This is a genomic window from Paraburkholderia sp. EG304, assembly GCF_046543485.1.
In the GTDB taxonomy this organism is placed as follows: domain Bacteria; phylum Pseudomonadota; class Gammaproteobacteria; order Burkholderiales; family Burkholderiaceae; genus Paraburkholderia; species Paraburkholderia youngii.
Map to the genome: position 1 here is coordinate 40,824 of NZ_JBKGUA010000017.1, position 18,016 is coordinate 58,839.

At 64.8% G+C, this 18,016-nt stretch carries 19 protein-coding genes; 11 read left to right on the forward strand and 8 right to left on the reverse strand.

Annotation, left to right across the window (positions count from 1 at the left end; translation table 11 throughout):
* Position 1 precedes the first annotated feature (1 nt).
* Positions 2-835, reverse strand: a complete 834-nt coding sequence (locus ACLFKU_RS20845; RefSeq protein WP_368584689.1) for a polysaccharide deacetylase family protein — start codon at positions 833-835, stop codon at positions 2-4.
* Between the two features lie 275 nt (positions 836-1,110).
* Between ACLFKU_RS20845 and ACLFKU_RS20850 the strand changes: the two genes are divergently transcribed.
* From ACLFKU_RS20850 to ACLFKU_RS20880, 7 genes are all read left to right on the forward strand, one after another.
* The gene (locus ACLFKU_RS20850; RefSeq protein ID WP_368584690.1) at positions 1,111-1,875 is read left to right on the forward strand and encodes an SDR family oxidoreductase; all 765 of its coding nucleotides are present in this window, start codon (positions 1,111-1,113) and stop codon (positions 1,873-1,875) included.
* Positions 1,876-1,969: 94 nt separating this feature from the next.
* On the forward strand, positions 1,970-2,245 hold the full coding sequence (locus ACLFKU_RS20855; RefSeq protein WP_410850312.1) for an oxidoreductase-like domain-containing protein: 276 nt from the start codon (positions 1,970-1,972) through the stop codon (positions 2,243-2,245).
* Between the two features lie 28 nt (positions 2,246-2,273).
* Positions 2,274-3,143, forward strand: coding sequence for an NAD-dependent protein deacetylase (locus tag ACLFKU_RS20860; protein ID WP_410850313.1), 870 nt, complete (start codon positions 2,274-2,276; stop codon positions 3,141-3,143).
* 46 nt (positions 3,144-3,189) lie between these two features.
* Positions 3,190-3,807, forward strand: coding sequence for a pyridoxamine 5'-phosphate oxidase family protein (locus ACLFKU_RS20865; protein WP_368584693.1), 618 nt, complete (start codon positions 3,190-3,192; stop codon positions 3,805-3,807).
* Positions 3,808-3,840: 33 nt separating this feature from the next.
* Complete coding sequence (locus tag ACLFKU_RS20870) at positions 3,841-4,449, forward strand: DUF938 domain-containing protein (protein WP_410850314.1); 609 nt, start codon at positions 3,841-3,843, stop codon at positions 4,447-4,449.
* 285 nt (positions 4,450-4,734) lie between these two features.
* Positions 4,735-6,144, forward strand: a complete 1,410-nt coding sequence (gene gndA, locus ACLFKU_RS20875; protein WP_410850315.1) for an NADP-dependent phosphogluconate dehydrogenase — start codon at positions 4,735-4,737, stop codon at positions 6,142-6,144.
* A 260-nt stretch (positions 6,145-6,404) separates the two neighbouring features.
* Positions 6,405-6,740 carry a DUF4148 domain-containing protein gene (locus ACLFKU_RS20880; protein WP_410850316.1) on the forward strand — a complete coding sequence of 112 codons (336 nt, stop codon included), beginning with the start codon at positions 6,405-6,407 and terminating at the stop codon, positions 6,738-6,740.
* Positions 6,741-6,895: 155 nt separating this feature from the next.
* Here ACLFKU_RS20880 and ACLFKU_RS20885 read toward each other — a convergent pair whose 3' ends face one another.
* Positions 6,896-7,216, reverse strand: coding sequence for a hypothetical protein (locus ACLFKU_RS20885; protein WP_013091261.1), 321 nt, complete (start codon positions 7,214-7,216; stop codon positions 6,896-6,898).
* A gap of 230 nt (positions 7,217-7,446) precedes the next feature.
* On the opposite strand from ACLFKU_RS20885, the gene ACLFKU_RS20890 reads away from it, so the two are divergent.
* The 3 genes from ACLFKU_RS20890 to ltaE all read left to right on the forward strand — a co-directional run bounded on the left by ACLFKU_RS20890 (position 7,447) and on the right by ltaE (position 9,937).
* The gene (locus ACLFKU_RS20890) at positions 7,447-7,758 is read left to right on the forward strand and encodes a cupin domain-containing protein (RefSeq protein ID WP_368584696.1); all 312 of its coding nucleotides are present in this window, start codon (positions 7,447-7,449) and stop codon (positions 7,756-7,758) included.
* Between the two features lie 164 nt (positions 7,759-7,922).
* The gene (locus ACLFKU_RS20895; RefSeq protein ID WP_410850317.1) at positions 7,923-8,726 is read left to right on the forward strand and encodes a peptidoglycan DD-metalloendopeptidase family protein; all 804 of its coding nucleotides are present in this window, start codon (positions 7,923-7,925) and stop codon (positions 8,724-8,726) included.
* Positions 8,727-8,929: 203 nt separating this feature from the next.
* Positions 8,930-9,937, forward strand: a complete 1,008-nt coding sequence (gene ltaE, locus ACLFKU_RS20900) for a low-specificity L-threonine aldolase (protein WP_410850318.1) — start codon at positions 8,930-8,932, stop codon at positions 9,935-9,937.
* Positions 9,938-10,079: 142 nt separating this feature from the next.
* Here the strand turns inward: ltaE and ACLFKU_RS20905 are convergent, their stop codons facing one another.
* Entirely contained in the window at positions 10,080-11,450 is a 1,371-nt protein-coding gene (locus ACLFKU_RS20905) for an MFS transporter (protein WP_410850393.1), read from the reverse strand.
* 671 nt (positions 11,451-12,121) lie between these two features.
* Between ACLFKU_RS20905 and ACLFKU_RS20910 the strand changes: the two genes are divergently transcribed.
* Positions 12,122-14,575: a glycogen/starch/alpha-glucan phosphorylase gene (locus tag ACLFKU_RS20910; protein WP_368584699.1), complete on the forward strand. Its 2,454-nt coding sequence runs from the start codon at positions 12,122-12,124 to the stop codon at positions 14,573-14,575.
* Between the two features lie 72 nt (positions 14,576-14,647).
* Here the strand turns inward: ACLFKU_RS20910 and ACLFKU_RS20915 are convergent, their stop codons facing one another.
* From ACLFKU_RS20915 to ACLFKU_RS20935, 5 genes are all read right to left on the reverse strand, one after another.
* Positions 14,648-15,037 carry a DUF6232 family protein gene (locus tag ACLFKU_RS20915; RefSeq protein ID WP_368584700.1) on the reverse strand — a complete coding sequence of 130 codons (390 nt, stop codon included), beginning with the start codon at positions 15,035-15,037 and terminating at the stop codon, positions 14,648-14,650.
* A gap of 515 nt (positions 15,038-15,552) precedes the next feature.
* Positions 15,553-15,774: a dodecin family protein gene (locus ACLFKU_RS20920; RefSeq protein WP_176120751.1), complete on the reverse strand. Its 222-nt coding sequence runs from the start codon at positions 15,772-15,774 to the stop codon at positions 15,553-15,555.
* Between the two features lie 251 nt (positions 15,775-16,025).
* Complete coding sequence (locus ACLFKU_RS20925) at positions 16,026-16,793, reverse strand: inositol monophosphatase family protein (RefSeq protein ID WP_410850319.1); 768 nt, start codon at positions 16,791-16,793, stop codon at positions 16,026-16,028.
* Between the two features lie 202 nt (positions 16,794-16,995).
* Positions 16,996-17,451, reverse strand: a complete 456-nt coding sequence (locus tag ACLFKU_RS20930; RefSeq protein WP_410850320.1) for a ParB/Srx family N-terminal domain-containing protein — start codon at positions 17,449-17,451, stop codon at positions 16,996-16,998.
* Between the two features lie 228 nt (positions 17,452-17,679).
* Complete coding sequence (locus tag ACLFKU_RS20935) at positions 17,680-17,940, reverse strand: hypothetical protein (RefSeq protein ID WP_368584704.1); 261 nt, start codon at positions 17,938-17,940, stop codon at positions 17,680-17,682.
* Positions 17,941-18,016 lie beyond the last annotated feature (76 nt).

The window sequence follows — 18,016 nt, forward strand, 5'->3', positions numbered from 1 at the left end:
GTCACGCATCGACGCGCGCTTCGCGCAGCGTGACGAACCGCAGATGCCGCTCGCGCGCCGCTTCGATCACGCTCGGCAGCACCGCGAGAATCAGCGGCTGGCCTTCGACCGTCAGCGCGGCGTTGCCATCGTGCAGCAACAGGATGTCGCGCGCGGCGAGGCCATCGAGCAGCCGCCGCGCGACCACGTGCGGGTTGCGCTCGCGCGTATCGTAGCCGCGCCGTGTCCATGCGGCGAGACGCAGATCGAGCTTGCGCAGCACCGGCTCCAGAAAGAGGTTGCGCAGTCCGGCGGGCGCGCGGAAGAACATCGGCCGCGCGCCGCTGACGGTTTCGAGCGTGCGTTGCGCGGCGGCGATCTCGCGCGTCAACGCGTGCGGAAACGTGACCGAAAACGTATGCACGTGCACTTGCGAATGGTTTTCGAGCGCATGTCCACGCGCGACGATCTCACGCGCGAGCTGCGGATAGCGCTCGACCTTCGAGCCGATGCAGAAGAACGTCGCGCGCACATCGAACGCGTCGAGCAGATCGAGCACTTGCGGCGTGACAACGGGGTCGGGGCCGTCGTCGATGGTCAGCGCGATCGCATCCTCGTTGCGCGGGCTCGCGGGCAGGCGGGTCCAGTTCGGTCCGAGCAGCGTCGTGCGCGGCAACAATCCGGTGATCGTAAACAGCGCGTGATTCGCGACGATCGCGGCGAGCCACCATGGCCACGCGGCCGGTGCAACAGCCACGCCGATCAGCACGATCACGTGCCAGCCGATCGTGCCGTTCAGCAGTGCGGAGTTGCGGCTGCGCGGCCAGCGGCGCTGCGGGTTCGGGTATTCATTCATCGAAACGTGCTTCCAGTACGCCTTCGTCGGTCCACGGAAGGCTGTGAATCTTGCGCGCGATGCGCAACCGCGAACGATACCACTGTTGCGCGCGCCGACGTGCCACGGTCGGCGGCCACGTGCCGGCCGCAAGCGCGCTGAAAGACTGCCGCGGTTTGCGATCGCCGAGGCGCTGTTGTATGGTGCGGAGCGAAAAGCGGCGCGCGTGTCGATGGCGATCGGACCGGTTGCCGGCAAAAGCGCGCGTCCCGAGCCAATACAACAGGAGATGCGCGATGTGGCAATCAGGAAACGGCAAAGTGGCGCTGGTGACGGGCGCGGGCAGCGGGATCGGCCGCGCGTGCGCGCTGACGCTTGCGAAGCACGGCTATAGCGTGGTGCTCGCCGGGCGTCGCCAGGCCGCACTCGATGCGGTCGCGCAGGAAGCGCAGGCGCAGCACGGCGACGCGCTCGCGGTGTCGTGCGACGTGACCGACGCCGACAGCGTCGCCGCCCTATTCGACACGATCCGCGCACGCTTCGGCCGGCTCGACGTGCTGTTCAACAACGCGGGACGCAACGGCTCGCCCGTCGACCTCGACGAAGTGAGCATCGACGAATGGCGCTCGATCGTCGACACCAACCTGAACGGCGTATTCCTGTGCACGCGCGCGGCGTTCGGCCTGATGAAGACGCAAAACCCGCGCGGCGGCCGCATCATCAACAACGGCTCGATCTCGGCGCACGCGCCGCGTCCGAACAGCGCCGCCTACACGGCGACCAAACACGCAATTACCGGGCTCACGAAGGCGGTGTCGCTCGACGGCCGCAAATACGACATCGTGTGCGGGCAGATCGACATCGGCAACGCGGGAACCGAGATGGCCGCGCGGATGGCGCGGGGCGTGCCGCAAGCCAACGGCGAGATCGCGGTCGAGCCGTTGATGGACGTGCAGCACGTCGCCGATGCGGTGCTGCATATGGCGAGCCTGCCGCTGTCGGCGAACGTGCAGTTCATGACGATCATGGCGAGCAAGATGCCGTTCGTCGGGCGCGGCTGAGCGGCGCGCAGCACCGTCTCGCAACCGGGAGCGGCGCGCGCGCGTTCAACTTATACTGGGCGCTCCGCCGTCTCTCGAAGCAAAGCCACGCGCCGTGCCCCGCGCCAAACCCAGCGACGACCCGCCGCCGCAGCCGCCCGTGCGGCCCGATCTCGACGACTGCTGTCACAGCGGCTGCACGCAGTGCGTGTTCGATCTCTACGACGAAGCACTGGAGCGCTACGAGATCGCGCTGGCTGCGTGGCAGAAGCGGCAGGCGCAGAAAGCGCGGCCCGCGCGGCGGCCCGACACGCAAGGCGCGAAGTCGAAGCTGCAAGCGGACGCGCGTCGCTCGGCCGCCAGGCGCGGCAAACCGAACCCACACCGCTGATGCGCACAAGCAACTCCACGTCCCCGTCATGACCGACCTTCAGTTCACGCCGACCGAATCCCTCGCCGACCCGCACACGCTCGACGATCTGCATCGCTTCGTGCAGCGTCATCCGCGCCTGTTCGTGCTGACCGGCGCGGGCATAAGCACGGACTCCGGCATCCCCGGCTATCGTGACGACAACGGCGCATGGAAGCGCTCGCCGCCGATCACGTTGCAGGAGTTCCTCGGCACGCTGGCGATGCGTCAGCGCTACTGGGCGCGCAGCATGGTCGGCTGGCCGCTGGTCGCGCGCGCGCAACCGAATGCCGCGCATGTCGCGCTCGCGCGGCTCGAAGCGGCCGGTCACGTGCCGACGCTGGTCACGCAGAACGTCGACGGCTTGCATCAGCGCGCGGGCAGCCGCGACGTGATCGAGCTGCACGGCGGCATCGACGGAGTCAGTTGTCTCGACTGCGGCATGCAGCATTCGCGCGCAGCGATCCAGCAGACGCTCGAAGCCGACAACCCCGCGCTGCTCGACGTCACGGCAGAAGCCGCCGCCGATGGCGACGCGCATCTCGAGTGGCACGATCTCGGCGGTTTTCGCGTGCCGGCATGCTCGAACTGCGGCGGGCTGCTGAAGCCGTCGGTGGTGTTCTTCGGCGAGAACGTGCCGAAGGCGCGGGTCGTTGCGGCGTCGCATGCGCTCGATGCGGCCGACGCGGTGCTGGTGGCCGGCTCGTCGCTGATGGTGTATTCCGGCTACCGCTTCTGCGTGTGGGCGCAGCGCCAGGGCAAGCCGATCGCGGCGATCAATCTGGGCCGTACCCGCGCCGATCCGCTGTTGTCTCTGAAGGTGGCCGCGCCGTGCGGTGATACCTTGAGCGCGCTCGCTGCGTTGCTGGCGGGCGATTGAAAACGAGTACGTTCCGCGAATCACAATTAAAACCCGAGGAAACCGCATGCTGACGACGATCGAACAACTCGAAGCTCTCTACGCACAGCCAGCCGAGCGCTCGCTGCGCAAAGAGATCCCCTATGTCAACGACGACTACCGCGCGTTCATCGCGGCCGCGCCGTTCGCGGTGCTCGCGACGAGCGGCCCCGCCGGTCTCGACTGCTCGCCGCGCGGCGATGCGCCGGGCTTCGTGCGCGTCGTCGACGAACGCACGCTCGCGCTGCCGGACCGACCCGGCAACAACCGGCTCGACAGCTTGCGCAACGTCATCGCCGATCCGCGCCTCGCGCTGCTGTTCGTGATTCCGGGTATCGGCGAGACCTTGCGCGTAAACGGCCGCGGCCGAGTCTCGAACGACGCGGCGCTGCTGGACAGTTTCGCGGTCGCCGGTAAACTGCCGCGCACCGTGCTGCTGATCGACGTCGATGCCGTGTACTTTCATTGCTCGAAGGCGATCGTGCGCTCGCAGCTGTGGGAGCCGGCGCGTCATATCGAGCGCTCGGAACTGCCGAGCGCGGGCGAGATCCTGCAACACATCATCGCCGCGAACGACGGCGAACAATTCGACGCGGCCGCCTACGATCGCGAGCTTCCCGAACGCGTGCGCGCCACGCTGTACTAACGCACATCGCAAAACCAGAACGCAAGGCCGACCATGACCGACGCCCGGCAATATTCGCCATCCGCCGAACGCAATCGCGAACCGATCCTCGCCGTGCTGCGCGATGCGCTGCCGGCGCGCGGCCGTGTGCTCGAAATCGCGAGCGGCACCGGTGAGCACGCAATCTGGTTCGCCCGCGCGCTGCCCGGTCTCGACTGGCAGCCGAGCGATGCCGACGAACAAGCGCGCGAGTCGATTGCCGCGTGGACCGCGCACGCGGGGCTCGCGAACGTGCGCGCGCCGCTCGCGCTCGACGTGCATCAGCCGGACTGGGGCGTCGATGCGCTCGATGCGGTGGTCTGCATCAACATGATCCACATCTCGCCGTGGAGCGCGTCGCAGGCACTCGTCGGCGGCGCGGGGCGGCGGCTCGTCGACGGCGGCGTGCTCTATCTATATGGTCCTTACCGGCGTGGCGGCGCGCATACGGCGCCGAGCAACGAAGCGTTCGAGCAGTGGCTGAAGAGTCGCGATCCCGGATGGGGCGTGCGCGATATGGAAGCGGTCGTCGCGCTCGGCGACGCGGCCGGGCTCACGTGCGAACGGGTGGTCGCGATGCCCGCGAACAACTTCAGTCTGGTGTTGAGGAAGCGGGCAGGGTAGCGGGTAGATCGGCGGGTCGCGTATTCGTTCATGGGGTCCGCCAAACCTCAGTCCGATCACAATCCGAACCCTCCGCGCAAGCGCCGACGCGCGCACAATACCTGTCTATCTGGCGTTACGCGCAAGCTGGAGCACGGCAGGAGCACCGCAGCAGCACGAGCAACTGGCGTGCTTGCCCGCCATCAAGCGGCAAGCGCGCATTTCTTTTATCCTTTCACCCTCGACGCCGCGCCGGTGTTTTCGCAGCGCGGCGCCACGACATTTATTGGACTCTGGAGAATTCAAATGAGCAAACAGGCAATCGGCGTGGTGGGGCTGGCGGTGATGGGCCGCAATCTGGCGCTCAACATCGAGAGCCGCGGCTACGCGGTGTCGGTCTACAACCGTAGCCGCGCGAAAACCGACGAACTCATCGCCGAATATCCGGACCGCAAACTGGTGCCGGCTTTCACGCTGGAAGAGTTCGTCGACTCGCTCGAAAAGCCGCGCCGCATTCTGATGATGGTCAAGGCCGGCGAGCCGACCGACGCAACCATTGCCTCGCTCAAGCCGTTGCTCGAAAAAGGCGACATCCTGATCGACGGCGGCAACACGCCTTTCACCGACACGATCCGCCGCAACCAGGAACTCGCGAAGGCGGGTCTGCATTTCATCGGCACCGGCGTGTCGGGCGGCGAGGAAGGCGCGCTGAAAGGCCCGTCGATCATGCCGGGCGGCCAGCGCGACGCGTACGACCTCGTCGCGCCGATCCTCACCGAGATCGCCGCGAAGGCGCCGGACGGCGAGCCCTGCGTCGCGTACATGGGACCGGACGGCGCGGGCCACTTCGTGAAGATGGTGCACAACGGCATCGAGTACGGCGACATGCAGCTGATCGCCGAAAGCTATGCGGTGTTGAAGCAGGTCGTCGGCTTGTCGAACGAGGAACTCGGCAAGGTCTATACCGAGTGGAACCAGGGCGAGCTCGACAGCTATCTGATCGAAATCACCTCGAAGATCTTCAGCAAGAAGGACGACGAAACCGGCAAGGACCTCGTCGACGTGATCCTCGATCGTGCCGCGCAGAAGGGCACCGGCAAGTGGACCAGCCAGAACGCGCTCGACCTCGGCGCGCCGCTGCCGCTGATCACCGAGGCGGTGTTCGCGCGCGTGCTGTCGTCGCTGAAGACGCAGCGCGTGGCCGCGAGCAAGGTGCTCGAAGGTCCGCAGGCCAAGCCGCTCGAAGGCGCGAAAGAGGCGTTCATCGAATCGGTGCGCCGCGCGCTGTACTTCAGCAAGGTGATCTCGTACGCGCAGGGCTTCGCGCAGTTGCGCGCAGCGTCGGAAGAGTACAAGTGGGATCTCGACTACGGCACGATCGCGAAGATCTTCCGCGCGGGCTGCATCATCCGCGCGCGCTTCCTGCAAAAGATCACCGACGCCTACACGAAGGACAAGGCGCTCGCGAACCTGCTGCTCGATCCGTACTTCCGCGACATCGCGAAGAACTACCAGGCGGCGTTGCGCGAAGTCGTGGTGGCCGCGGTCAACGCAGGGGTGCCGGTGCCGGCGTTCGCGTCGGCGATCGCATATTTCGACGCTTACCGCTCGGAGCGTCTGCCCGCGAACCTCGTGCAGGCGCAGCGCGACTTCTTCGGCGCGCATACGTTCGAACGCATCGACAAGCCGGGCAGCTTCCACGCGCAGTGGAGCTAAGCGGTCGAAAAAACGGCCCGGCGCGCGTGATGGTGACAGCGCGCCGGGCCGTTGTTCATCTGGGATCAGCAACGGAGCCTTGCATTATTACCAGATACATCGTGGGTTATCTGTAAGCTTGAGCAAATGCGAAACGATTATTGCGCCAGGAGGAATAGAGTTTACCCTAGATCGTGACGCCTCTAAACTTGTTTTCAATCGCTGAGGGAAAAGCAGAAACCCCGAAGCGCACCACACAACAAGTCATTTGGAGGTTAATCATGAAGACCCTGATTTCCGCAGTTGCAATCGCCGCCGCCCTCGTTGTTCCGGTCGCTTCGTTCGCTCAAGCCAGCCAGCCGGTGACCCGCGCTCAGGTTCGCGCTGAACTGATCCAACTCGAAAAGGCCGGCTACAACCCGTCCGCCAACGACGTCAACTACCCGGTCGATATCCAGGCAGCGCAAGCACGCGTCGATGCGCAGCGCGGCACCGCCGTCGCAGCCAACCGCGCGGACACCAGCGGCTACGGCGCTCCGGCTGTCGGCACGTCGCAAGCAGGCCCCGCCGTCCTTCCGGCGAAGGCCAACCGTAACTCGGTGTACTTCGGCAACTAATCGCAGTAGAAGTGTGCAGGTGTAGTTGGAAGTCGTAGTCCGCTGTAGACGCCGCGTCGTGGAGTAGCGCGAGCGCGGCGGGCAAGAAAAAACGCCATCCGGTTCGATCGGATGGCGTTTTGTCGTTTACGGCGCCGTGCTGCGGCGGATTCGCGTCAATGCAGCGTTCGCTGCCGCCGACCGATGTCGTCGAACAGCGCGCGGCTCGGCTCCAGTGCGAGCAGCCACGATTCGTCGTAGCCGCTCAGATTGTCGAGCGCCTCGCGCAGACGCTCGATCGCCACCGCGGGCAGCTCGACGCTCGCCTCGACCCCGCTCGACAGCCTCGCGACGCTCGCCAGTTGCACGAGCGCATCGGCGGCCTCGGCGACGTCGGCGGCGAAGATCAGATGGGTGTTCAGCAGTTCGACGAGGCCGGCAGACGCCGCCACATCGTCGACGTTGAGTTGCACGGCCAGAAAGGTGGCTTTGTTCATCCTCGATTCCTCCCAGAATCCCAACGTTGTCGTGTACTGCTCCGCGCGGCTTGACTGAGTATAGGCGATGGCCGATTGCCCGCAACAATCGGACGAATCGGCCGTGGCAGGTCCCTCGCCGAGACGCGCGGGCCATGCGACCTATAATAGGGCCAGCCGTGCAAGCGCCGTCGCCGCGGGCGGACGGTGCCGCCCGCGGGATTTGCGCGCCTGCCAATTGCTCATCGACCATGAAGATCATCCGCAGCAAAAGCTTTACCGCGCCGCGTGCCTGGGGTGCGCTCGACATCGCGAACATGAACGGCATCACCACGCGTCTGCATTGGACCGACCAGCCGTACAAGTGGCACGTGAACGACGGCGAGGAAGTGTTCGCCGTGCTCGACGGGCGCGTCGAGATGCGCTATCGCGAAGACGGCGTCGAATGTTCGACGGTGCTCGAAACCGGCGACGTGTTCTACGCGACGGTCGGCACCGAGCATGTCGCGCATCCGCTCGGTACGGCACGCGTGCTGGTCGTCGAAACGCAGGGAAGCGTCTGAAGAACGCGGCAGTTTGACCGCGCGCGCCAGCGCGGCGTGCGTATGGTGCGCGCGCATAATATCCAGGCGGCTACAGACAGCCGCGATCTTATGCGAGCGTGGCGGAACGGCAATTGCTAAGGCGTCGGTTGAATCGGAACGAGACACACGTCGAGGAAAATCAGATGACACAACAATGGCAACCGACGGCGATCCGCGTGCTGATGGCGGCGGCGCTCGGCGTGGCGATCGGCGGCTGCACGACCATGCCGTGGGAAAGCACGCCGTTCTACAACAACGCGCCGTCGAGCGCGACCAGCCTCGCGAACGTCCCGGTTCCCGCCGGCTTCTATCGTGTCAATCCGGGCGACACGCTGGCCGGCATCGCTTCGGCTTATGGACGCAAGCTGCAGGAAATCGCAGCCTGGAACGGCTTGCCGGTCAACGCGGCGGTCGCGCCCGGCCAGGTGCTGCGCGTTTCTCCGCCGATGGCCTCGGGCAGCGTGGTCGCGCCGCCGGTTGCGGTGGCGCCGGGTGCGCCGGCCGCTCCGGGCGCGACGGCGAACGTGCCGCCGGGCGCAGTCCCCGGTGCGCCGGCCCCCGCGGCCGGGCCGCAGCAGGGCGTGCTGCAATGGCCGTTGCGCGGACCGGTCCTGCGCGCGTTCGCGCCGGGCAAGTCCAACGGCATCGTGATCGGCGGGCAACCCGGCGATCCGGTCAAGGCCGCCGCGACCGGCCGCGTGGTCTACGCGGGCACCGGCATCGAAGCCTACGGCCCGCTCATCATCATCAAGCACAACGACTCGCTGATCACCGCGTACGGCCAGAACAGCCAGCTGCTCGTCAAGGAAGGCGACGCGGTCGCGCAAGGGCAGACGATCGGCGAGGTCGGGGTCGATAGCCGCGGTGCGGCGTCGATCCAGTTCGAAGTGCGCCAGAACGGCCAGCCGGTCGATCCGCTGCAGTGGCTTCCGAAGTCCGGCGGCTGAGCATCCCCGTCGCGTCTATTGATTTAGCGTCTATCGACTCCTCGCAGCCGGATCGGCGCGCCTTGCGGGGACGCGCCGATTTTCAGCGTCGCCTGAATTGAATACACTGTATGGCTCGTTTGCCGGCGCGTACGCGTTCCTCCCGGAATGCACGCGCGGCCGGCTGCCGTAGGTTGTCATCCATGGACGCACAGGGACACACAATGATCGATTTGCGCAGCGATACCGTTACCCGCCCGACTCCGCCGATGCTTGCGGCGATGTCTGCGGCCGAAGTCGGCGACGACGTCTGGGGCGACGACCCCACCGTACTGCGTCTGCAGGCCACGCTGGCCGAGCGCACCGGCAAGGAAGCGGGGCTGTTCTTCCCGAGCGGCACGCAAAGCAACCTCGCCGCATTGATGGCGCACTGCGCGCGCGGCGACGAATACATCGTCGGCCAGCTCGCGCACACCTACAAATACGAGGGCGGTGGCGCGGCCGTGCTCGGCAGCATCCAGCCGCAGGCACTCGAAAACGCCGCCGACGGCTCGATCCCGCTCGAGAAGATCGCCGCCGCGATCAAGCCGATCGACGATCACTTCGCTCGCACGCGGCTGCTCGCGCTGGAAAACACGATCGGCGGCAGAGTGCTGCCGGAGCAGTACGTCGCCGACGCGACGCAGCTCGCGCGCGAGCGCGGCCTCGCGACCCACCTCGACGGCGCGCGCGTGTTCAACGCGGCGGTCGCGTCGGGCAAGCCGGTCGCGGCGCTCACCGAGCCGTTCGATTCGGTGTCGATCTGCTTTTCGAAGGGACTGGGCGCGCCGGTCGGCTCGGTGCTGGTCGGCAGCCGCGCGCTGATCGACGTCGCGCATCGCTGGCGCAAGGTGCTCGGCGGCGGCATGCGCCAGGCTGGCGTGCTCGCGGCGGCGTGCCTGTACGCGCTCGATCACAACGTCGAGCGTCTTGCCGACGATCACGCGAACGCCGCGCATCTGGCGGCGGGGCTGGAGAGCATCGAGCAGGTGAAGGTGCAGTCGGTCGCGACGAACATGGTGTTCGCGCAGTTTCCGCAACAGCATTGCGCGCCGCTCGAAGCGTGGCTCAAGGAGCGGGGCATCCTCACGCAGATGCTGTATGCGTCGCGCTTCGTCACGCACATGGATGTGTCGCGCGACGATATCGACACGTTCATTGCCGCGGTGAAAGGGTATTTCGCGGCACGTTGATCGCGCCGCAATGGTCGGAAGCGAGGCTGCTCGCATAGTTGCCGCCTCGTCTTCCCGCACCGGCTTCAACTCATGCGCGGTTCGTTCGAGCCGCGCTTCATGCAAGCTTTATCCTCGTCTCACGCGCCGTCCGGCGCACATCTCACTTGACCGCCGCCTTCGCCTGCACGCCCGCGCGATGCGATGGCGCGAAGAGCCGCAAGCCGCTCGCGAGGCTCGCGGCGCCGGCAAAGAACGCGCCGAGGCCGAGCGCGAGCGTCGGCCCATGCTGGCGTCCGGCGATGCCGAAGCACAGCGCTACCAACGCCGCGCCGGTCGCCTGGCCGATTAGCCGCGCGGTCGCGACGATGCCGCTCGCGCCGCCGCTGCGCTCCGGCGGCGCGCTCGCCATCAGCGCCTTCAGGTTCGGCGACTGGAAAAAGCCGAAGCCCGCGCCGCAGATCGCCATGCGGATGCCGATGTCGAGCACGTGCGGATGGGCGGGCAGCATCGCCAGCGAGGCCATCCCCGCCGACAGCACCGCGAGCCCGACCGCGCCGAGCAGCCCCGGCGGATAGCGGTCCGACAGGCCGCCCGCGAGCGGCGCGGCGAGTGCGACCACGACAGGCCACGGCGTCATCAGGAAGCCGGTTTCGACCTGGCTGCGCAGCAGCACGTCCTCGAAATAGAACGGCAGCGACACGAATGCGAGGCTCTGCGCGGCGAACGAGCAGACGGCCGTCACCGCCGACAGCGCGAACACCGGCCGCTTGAACAGATCGACGGGCAGCATCGGCGCGGAGTGACCCGCCTCGCGGCGAATCAGCAGCAGCGCGAACACGACCGCGATCGCCGTGGCGCTGAGCACGATCTGCATCGACGCGCGTTGCGCCGCCTCGCCGAGCGCGAAGATCAGCGCGGCGAACGTGACCACGTTAAGCAGGGCCGCCACCGGATCGAACTGATGCCGCCCCTGCGTGGTATGCGGCAGCGCCGGCATCGCGAAGCTGAGCGCGAGCACGCCGAGCGGCACGTTGACGGCGAACAGCCACGGCCACGTCGCGACCGACAGAATCAGCGACGCCACCGTCGGCCCGACCGCGAACGACACGCCGACGATCAGCGCATTGGTGCCGAGCCCGCGACCGAGCCGATGCGGCGGGTACAGATAGCGGATCAGCGCGGTGTTGACGCTCATGATCGCGCTGGCGCCCAGGCCCTGCACGATGCGCGCGGCGGTAAGCAGCGGCAGCGTCGGCGCCAGCGCGCAGCCGAGCGAGCTCAGCGTGAACAGCGCGATGCCGCCGATATAGATGCGCCGATGCCCGACGATATCGCCGAGCGCGGCGAGGGGCAGCAGCGTCGCGACCATCGCGAGCTGGTACGCGTTGATGATCCAGACCGACGCGGCCGGCGCCGCGTGCAGGTCGCCGGCGATTGCGGGCAGCGCGGTGTTGGCGATCGCGGTATCAAGCGTGGCGAGCGCGACGGCGAGCATGATCGCGGCCATCGCGCGGCGATTGGCGGCCGACATCGGGCCGTCGGCGGGGAGAGCCGGCGTGGGGACGCCGACGGCGGGGCTGAGCTTATCGGACAAGGCGTGGCTCGTCGGGTTGGGCATGCCGGCGTTGGCCGCTTCAGGAGAGGCGACGCGCGCACGGCGGTTTTGTTGTGGGCGAGGTGGCGCGCTGTCCGGACCACGGCGGATGAGCGTGGCGGCTTGTGCGGCGCAACGTCGCGATTGTTGCAGAGACGGCGCGATCGTGCAGAGAGGCGGGCAGGCGGGCGAAGATGAGGCGCTGAGATCTGCCGGCAACGCAACTAACCGTCAACCCCCGCCGGCATCTCCAAATCGGTGCGCGCCCTACATCAAATCGAATTCGCATCCGCACAAACCGTCCGGCAGAACAGGCGGCCCGATGCGATCACACAATTGGGGAATTCGCGGCTTCATTCCCCCGTCATGCATCGAAAAAATAATCGATGTGCGGTTTTGCACTGCATCCGGGCATCGGCCGCACGCCATCGCGCGGCAATTGGCGGATCCGCCGGGCACGGCATATGCGTCACCATCCGCTCGCGCAGCGATGTGCGCGATCCGCAAAATGTTCTACTCTGTTTTTTTAACCGTTCCGACAGGCACGCGCCTCCCGTCCGTCTTCCGTGCGGTTCGCGTCTGCCTTGTCGAACTTCCCGGAGGCTTCGATGACGACCGTCGATCTGGAATTCGACCAGCTCCACAGTACCGTCGACGCGCTACGGCGCTCAATTTCGAATCGCATGATGTACGGCGTCGGCAAGGACGCCATCACCGCTCACCCGCACGACTGGCTGCACGCCGCCGCGCTCGCCGTGCGCGACCGGCTCGTCGCGCGCTGGATGAAGACCACGCGCCTGCAATACGAGCAGGACGTGAAGCGGGTCTACTACCTGTCGATGGAGTTTCTGATCGGCAGGACCTTTACCAACGCGCTGCTCGCGCTCGGCATCCACGATCAGATGAAGGAGGCGCTCGCGAGCCTCGGCGTCGACATGGACGCGCTGATCGACATCGAGCCCGACGCCGCGCTCGGCAACGGCGGCCTCGGGCGGCTCGCCGCGTGCTTTCTCGATTCGATGGCGACGCTCGGGATTCCGGGCTTCGGCTACGGCATCCGTTACGAGTACGGCATGTTCCGCCAGGAAATCATCGACGGCGAGCAGGTCGAGGCGCCCGATTACTGGCTGCGCGCCGGCAACCCGTGGGAATTTCCGCGGCCCGAAATCAAGTACATGGTGCACTTCGGCGGCCGTACCGTGCAGCGCGGCGAGAAGACCGAATGGATCGACACCGAGCATGTGAACGCGACCGCGTACGACACCGTGATCCCCGGCTACGCGACGGACGCGACCAACACGCTGCGCCTGTGGTCCGCGCGCGCGACCGAGGAACTCGACCTCGGCGCGTTCAATCGCGGCGACTACCGCAACGCGGTCGACACCAAGAACATGTCGGAGAACGTGTCGCGGCTGCTCTATCCGGACGACTCCACACCGGCCGGCCGCGAGTTGCGGCTGCGCCAGGAGTATTTCTTCGTATCGGCGACGATGCAGGATCTGATCCGCCGCTATCAGCGCACGCACAGCACGTTCGGACGCTTCTCGGAGAAGGTCGCGGTGCATCTGAACGACACGCACCCGGTGCTCGCGATTCCCGAGCTGATGCGCCTGCTCGTCGATGTGCATAACCTGCCGTGGGACAAGGCGTGGAAACACGTGACGCAGATCTTCTCGTACACGAATCACACGCTGATGCCCGAGGCGCTCGAAACATGGGATGTTGAAATGCTGTCGCGGCTGCTGCCGCGCCATCTCGAGATAATCTTCGAAATCAACGCGCAGTTTCTGAAGCACGTCGGCGAGCAATCGGGCCACGACGTCGATATGATCCGCCGCATTTCGCTCGTCGACGAATACGGGCAGCGGCGCGTGCGCATGGCCTATCTGGCGATCGTCGCGAGTCACAAGGTGAACGGCGTGTCGAAGCTGCATTCGCAGCTGATGACGCGCGACATCTTCGCCGACTTCGCGCGTCTCTACCCTGACCGCTTCACCAACGTGACCAACGGCATCACGCCGCGCCGCTGGCTCGCACAGGCGAGTCCGTCGCTGTCGTCGCTGATCGACGCGCGCATCGGTACGCATTGGCGCAGCAATCTGTTCGAGCTCGAGCAGCTGCGCAATCTGCGCAAGGACGACGAGTTCGTCGACGCGTTCCGTGAGGCCAAACGACAGGCCAAGCTGCGGCTCGTGCACCGGCTCGCGCAGCACACCAAGCTGCACTTCGATCCGAACGCGCTGTTCGATCTGCAGGTCAAGCGCATTCACGAATACAAGCGCCAGCTGCTCAACGTGCTGCACGTGATCGTGCGCTACAACGAGATTCGCGCGAATCCGGAGCGCGACTGGGTGCCGCGCGTCGTACTGTTTGCGGGCAAGGCCGCGTCCGCGTACCGGATGGCCAAGACGATCATCAAGCTGATCGGCGACGTCAGCGAGAAGGTCAATCACGATCCGCTGATCGGCAACAGGCTGAAGGTCGTGTTCGTGCCGAACTACGGCGTGAGCGTGGCCGAGCTGATCATTCCGGCGGCCGATCTGTCCGAGCAGATCTCGATGGCCGGCACCGAGGCGTCGGGCACCGGCAATATGAAGCTCGCGCTCAATGGCGCATTGACGATCGGCACGATGGACGGCGCGAACATCGAAATCTGCGACGCGGTGGGGCGCGAGAACATCTTCATCTTCGGCCACTCCGCCGACGAGGTCGACGATCTGCGCGCAAGCGGCTATCGGCCGCGGCAGATTTACGAGGAAAACGAAGCATTACGCACCGCCCTCGATCAGATTCGTACGGGCTTCTTCTCGCCGGACGATCCGCTGCGCTTCTCGGATATCTTTCACACGCTGGTCGATTGGGGCGATCACTATATGGTGCTCGCCGATTTCGACGCGTTCGCGAAAGCGCAGAACGCAGTGGATGCCCGTTTCGTCAACAAGCACGCGTGGGCCGAAAGCGCGATCGAGAACGTCGCGGGGATGGGGCAGTTCTCGTCGGATCGCACGATCGGCGAGTATGCGCGCAATATCTGGCGCGTGAATCCGCTCAGTCTGGACTGAACTGGAGAAGCCGTGCGGGGCTGGCGTCGACCAGTCGCGCACGGCTTTTTCATGTTCGATCGACGCGCCGCGTCATGCCTTAGGCGCGGCAGCCGCCGCCTTCGCCCGATGCACGGCCTCGCCGACGCGTTCGACGAACTCGCGATCCGTGCTCATCAGCGCCTCGCGCTCACCGTCGGCCGTCTTGACCATCAACCGATGCGTGACGTCCTGAGTCACCCAGGTCAGCCAGCCGACCACGACCAGCATCGCCCCGGATACGAGCCCCGAAGCCGAATGCAGCACACCGCCGACGATCGCGCCGATCAGCCCCGCCACCGAGATCACGAGCGGCACGACCTTGTTCTTCTGCACGGTCATGACCTGCACGTCGACGATATCGCGCAGCGGGAAGACCTGGCCCGCGGCCGAGAGGGCGTTGCGCGTGACTGACACGCCGCGATCGTTGAATGGGATTTCCATTGTTTCAATGCAAGGGTGGTGAAGCGCGCAGCGTAACAGACTTCCCTCAAATTCCTAAAGTTAGGGAGTTTTTCGTTCTCTCTCAGGCCCGTGCTGCAACGGGCACGATTTTGGGGACAAAAAAAGAGCGCCGCGCATCGACGCCGCAGATCATTTCAACGCATATTCCGCCGTCGCGCTCTCTCTAGCGATTAGCAATCCGGAGTCGCGACTATTGCAGGAGAGGAAGGTCGAATGATTGCGGCCATGTCGTTCATCGCTGGATTGCTCGCGGTCTTTATTGTCTGCTATGTGCACTCTGAGATCCCCAGATTTACAAAGGGCGGGTTAACCGCGTCGTAGCCAATCTCGCGGTGTTTGGCGTGGGCTGCAGTTTTGGCTTCATTTGTGCGCGGTTTTCCAGCGCGCTCGCGCCATCATGGATTGGATTGGCCGGATGCTTCAGCGGTCCACCTTCCACCCGCAGCCCGGCGCGCCACGTTCGAGTTCGTCACGTCTTGCGATCAGCCGAACTCTCAAGTCTCATACTTGAACGACACGGACACCCGGGTCCGATATTCAACCACCTTGCCGTTGTCGATCTTCATGTCGAGCTTACAGACTTCGGCGATTCGCAAATCACGAAGCGAGTTAGCAGCGGTTTCTACAGCATTTTTCGCAGCCTCCTCCCAGGAAGTCGGACTCGTGCCGACAATTTCTGTAACCTTGTAGACGCTGGACTGTGTGCTTGCGGCCATGATCTCTCTCCAGGATGGAATGGGCTATTTTTTACGTGGCGCATCCCCCGTGCCTGTTTCGCTAATCAGCGCTAGCAACCTGGCAGCATCCAAGCTAAACGACGCGTACAAACCTGCTTCGGCCCGCGAAGTGGGGTCGGCCACGCCTGTCAGTGTGCAGGTGTCCGACGTGGGCACCTTGCATCTGACCTTATATCCGTTGATGCAGATGTCGCTGTAATTTTTTGGCCAATGTAGCGCCGGTGACGCGATTACGATTTTCCGAGGACTCCAAGCGCCTCGGTGTGCAACCCGGGAGTCGCAGCCGCGACGACCGTACCATCGAAACGTTCAGTGATTGGATGACCCGACCAGGTAGTAACGATGCCACCCGCGCCCCGAACGACAGGCACTAGCGCCATCACATCGTAAATTTCCAGGTCTGCTTCGACAACGAGGTCAATGTAACCCGAGGCTAACAAGGCGTAACCGTAACAGTCGGTTCCGAACCGGGAGATTGCGACAGAACGCGACAGCGTTGAAAAGGCCCGTGACGCTTCACCGATAAATATCTGTGGGTCCGTTGTGCAGAGTCGGGCATCGCGCAATCGCGTGCATGAACTGACTTTGCACGGAGTGCCATTGAGAACGGTGCTATTGCCGTAGCCTATCCAGCGCTCACGCAGTGCTGGGACTTCAATCAGGCCGTAGGCAGGAAGTCGACTTTCGAGTACCGCGACAAGCGTCCCGAACAGCGGAAGACCCGATACGAAGCTCTTCGTGCCGTCGATGGGGTCAATCACCCAGGTTGTTCCGTCTCCAGTCTCGCCGCCTTCCTCTTCGCCGACAAGGTGGTGCGATGGATGCCGCGACAAGATTAGTTCACGAAGCCGTCGTTCTATCTCGCGGTCCGCGATTGTGACGGGGGTCGCGTCGGACTTCGTTGTAACGTCGAACCTCGTTCTGAAGTGCTTCAACGCGAGGATTCGAGCTTCGTCGCCGAGCGAGTCCAGAAACCTGCATGTATCCGTTGGTGTCATGTTGCTACCTCCATAAACTACCGATATTCGGCGTCAGGAGGGCGCAATGAATCTGCACGACGAAATTCGCGACCTCCGGCAGGCAGACGATGCCATTTCGGCTGCGCAGTCTCGAATCGGCCACCAGCTCGAGTTGCTGCGGGCGCTCGGGAGGGATCGGCACAGTACGGCGCAAACGCGAAACCGAACCATGTTCCTCTGGCTAGGCCGGCAAACGCAATCTCGTCCCGAAGAAGCTTGCCCGCAGAAACGACTCGTACGCACGCTTTGGTTTGCGGTAGGCGCCAGCACGTCGCGCAAATGCCGCGAGGCTTTGATAGGGGTCGTCCATCATTGCTGAAAGCGACATCGGCATTTCGCCGATCGCGCGTCGCAAGCCACGATCATCGAACGGGTGTAGCCAATGCCTTTGCCTCACGTGTTCCCAAGACTCGTCGGTCTCCAAAGCAGCGAAATCAGCCACAACTCTCACCGGAACGTTGTCGATTCCCATGCTCCGCCAGGCGCGCGCCCAGTGGTGATGATCGACAATAAAGAAAGAGCGTCCCGGTCCCAACGCGACGCGGGCCGCATGTCGCTCCATGAACGCGTTGATGTCGTTGGAATGACGGTCGGTCAGCAGCGCTTTGGCGCTTATGTAACGCGAGCCGATTGTCATTTGTGTCGGCCGCAAATCATTGACACACAAGTACATCACGATGGCGAAGCATTGTTGAAATGCACTTTCGGCCGAGCATTAGCCATGCCTCGATATGGCGGGCCGATGAGATCCATCGGTCACATCGCAACGGTTGCCGCGCGCGCATCGACCGACCAGCATTCGGCATCTCCTTTCGTGCGTGCCTCCGTGGTCCCACTCACGAAGGAGCTGTGCCTCGCGTTGTCGTCACTGCTTCATCGCGCCGGTCGCGTTAGAGCCGGACGCGCCTTGGGGCGACATGCCACTTTCGCGTTTTTGCATCAATGTGCCACTCGCCGGTTTGCCGGTACCGGCGTCCGCGGCACGGCTCATGCTCTGCCCGGCGGTACCCGGCTGCGCGCTGTGAGCATCCTGCTTCGGCTGCACGCTGCCGGTATTGGTTTGCGCAAACGCGTAAGCGCCGGCAATCAATGAAATTACGCCCACTCCTGCCACTATCAGCTTCATGACGATCTCCAGTTTGGGAAGCGCTCCGGGAACTACGTACCCATCCGCGTAGCACGGCTCGTGCCGTCAAAGAGCA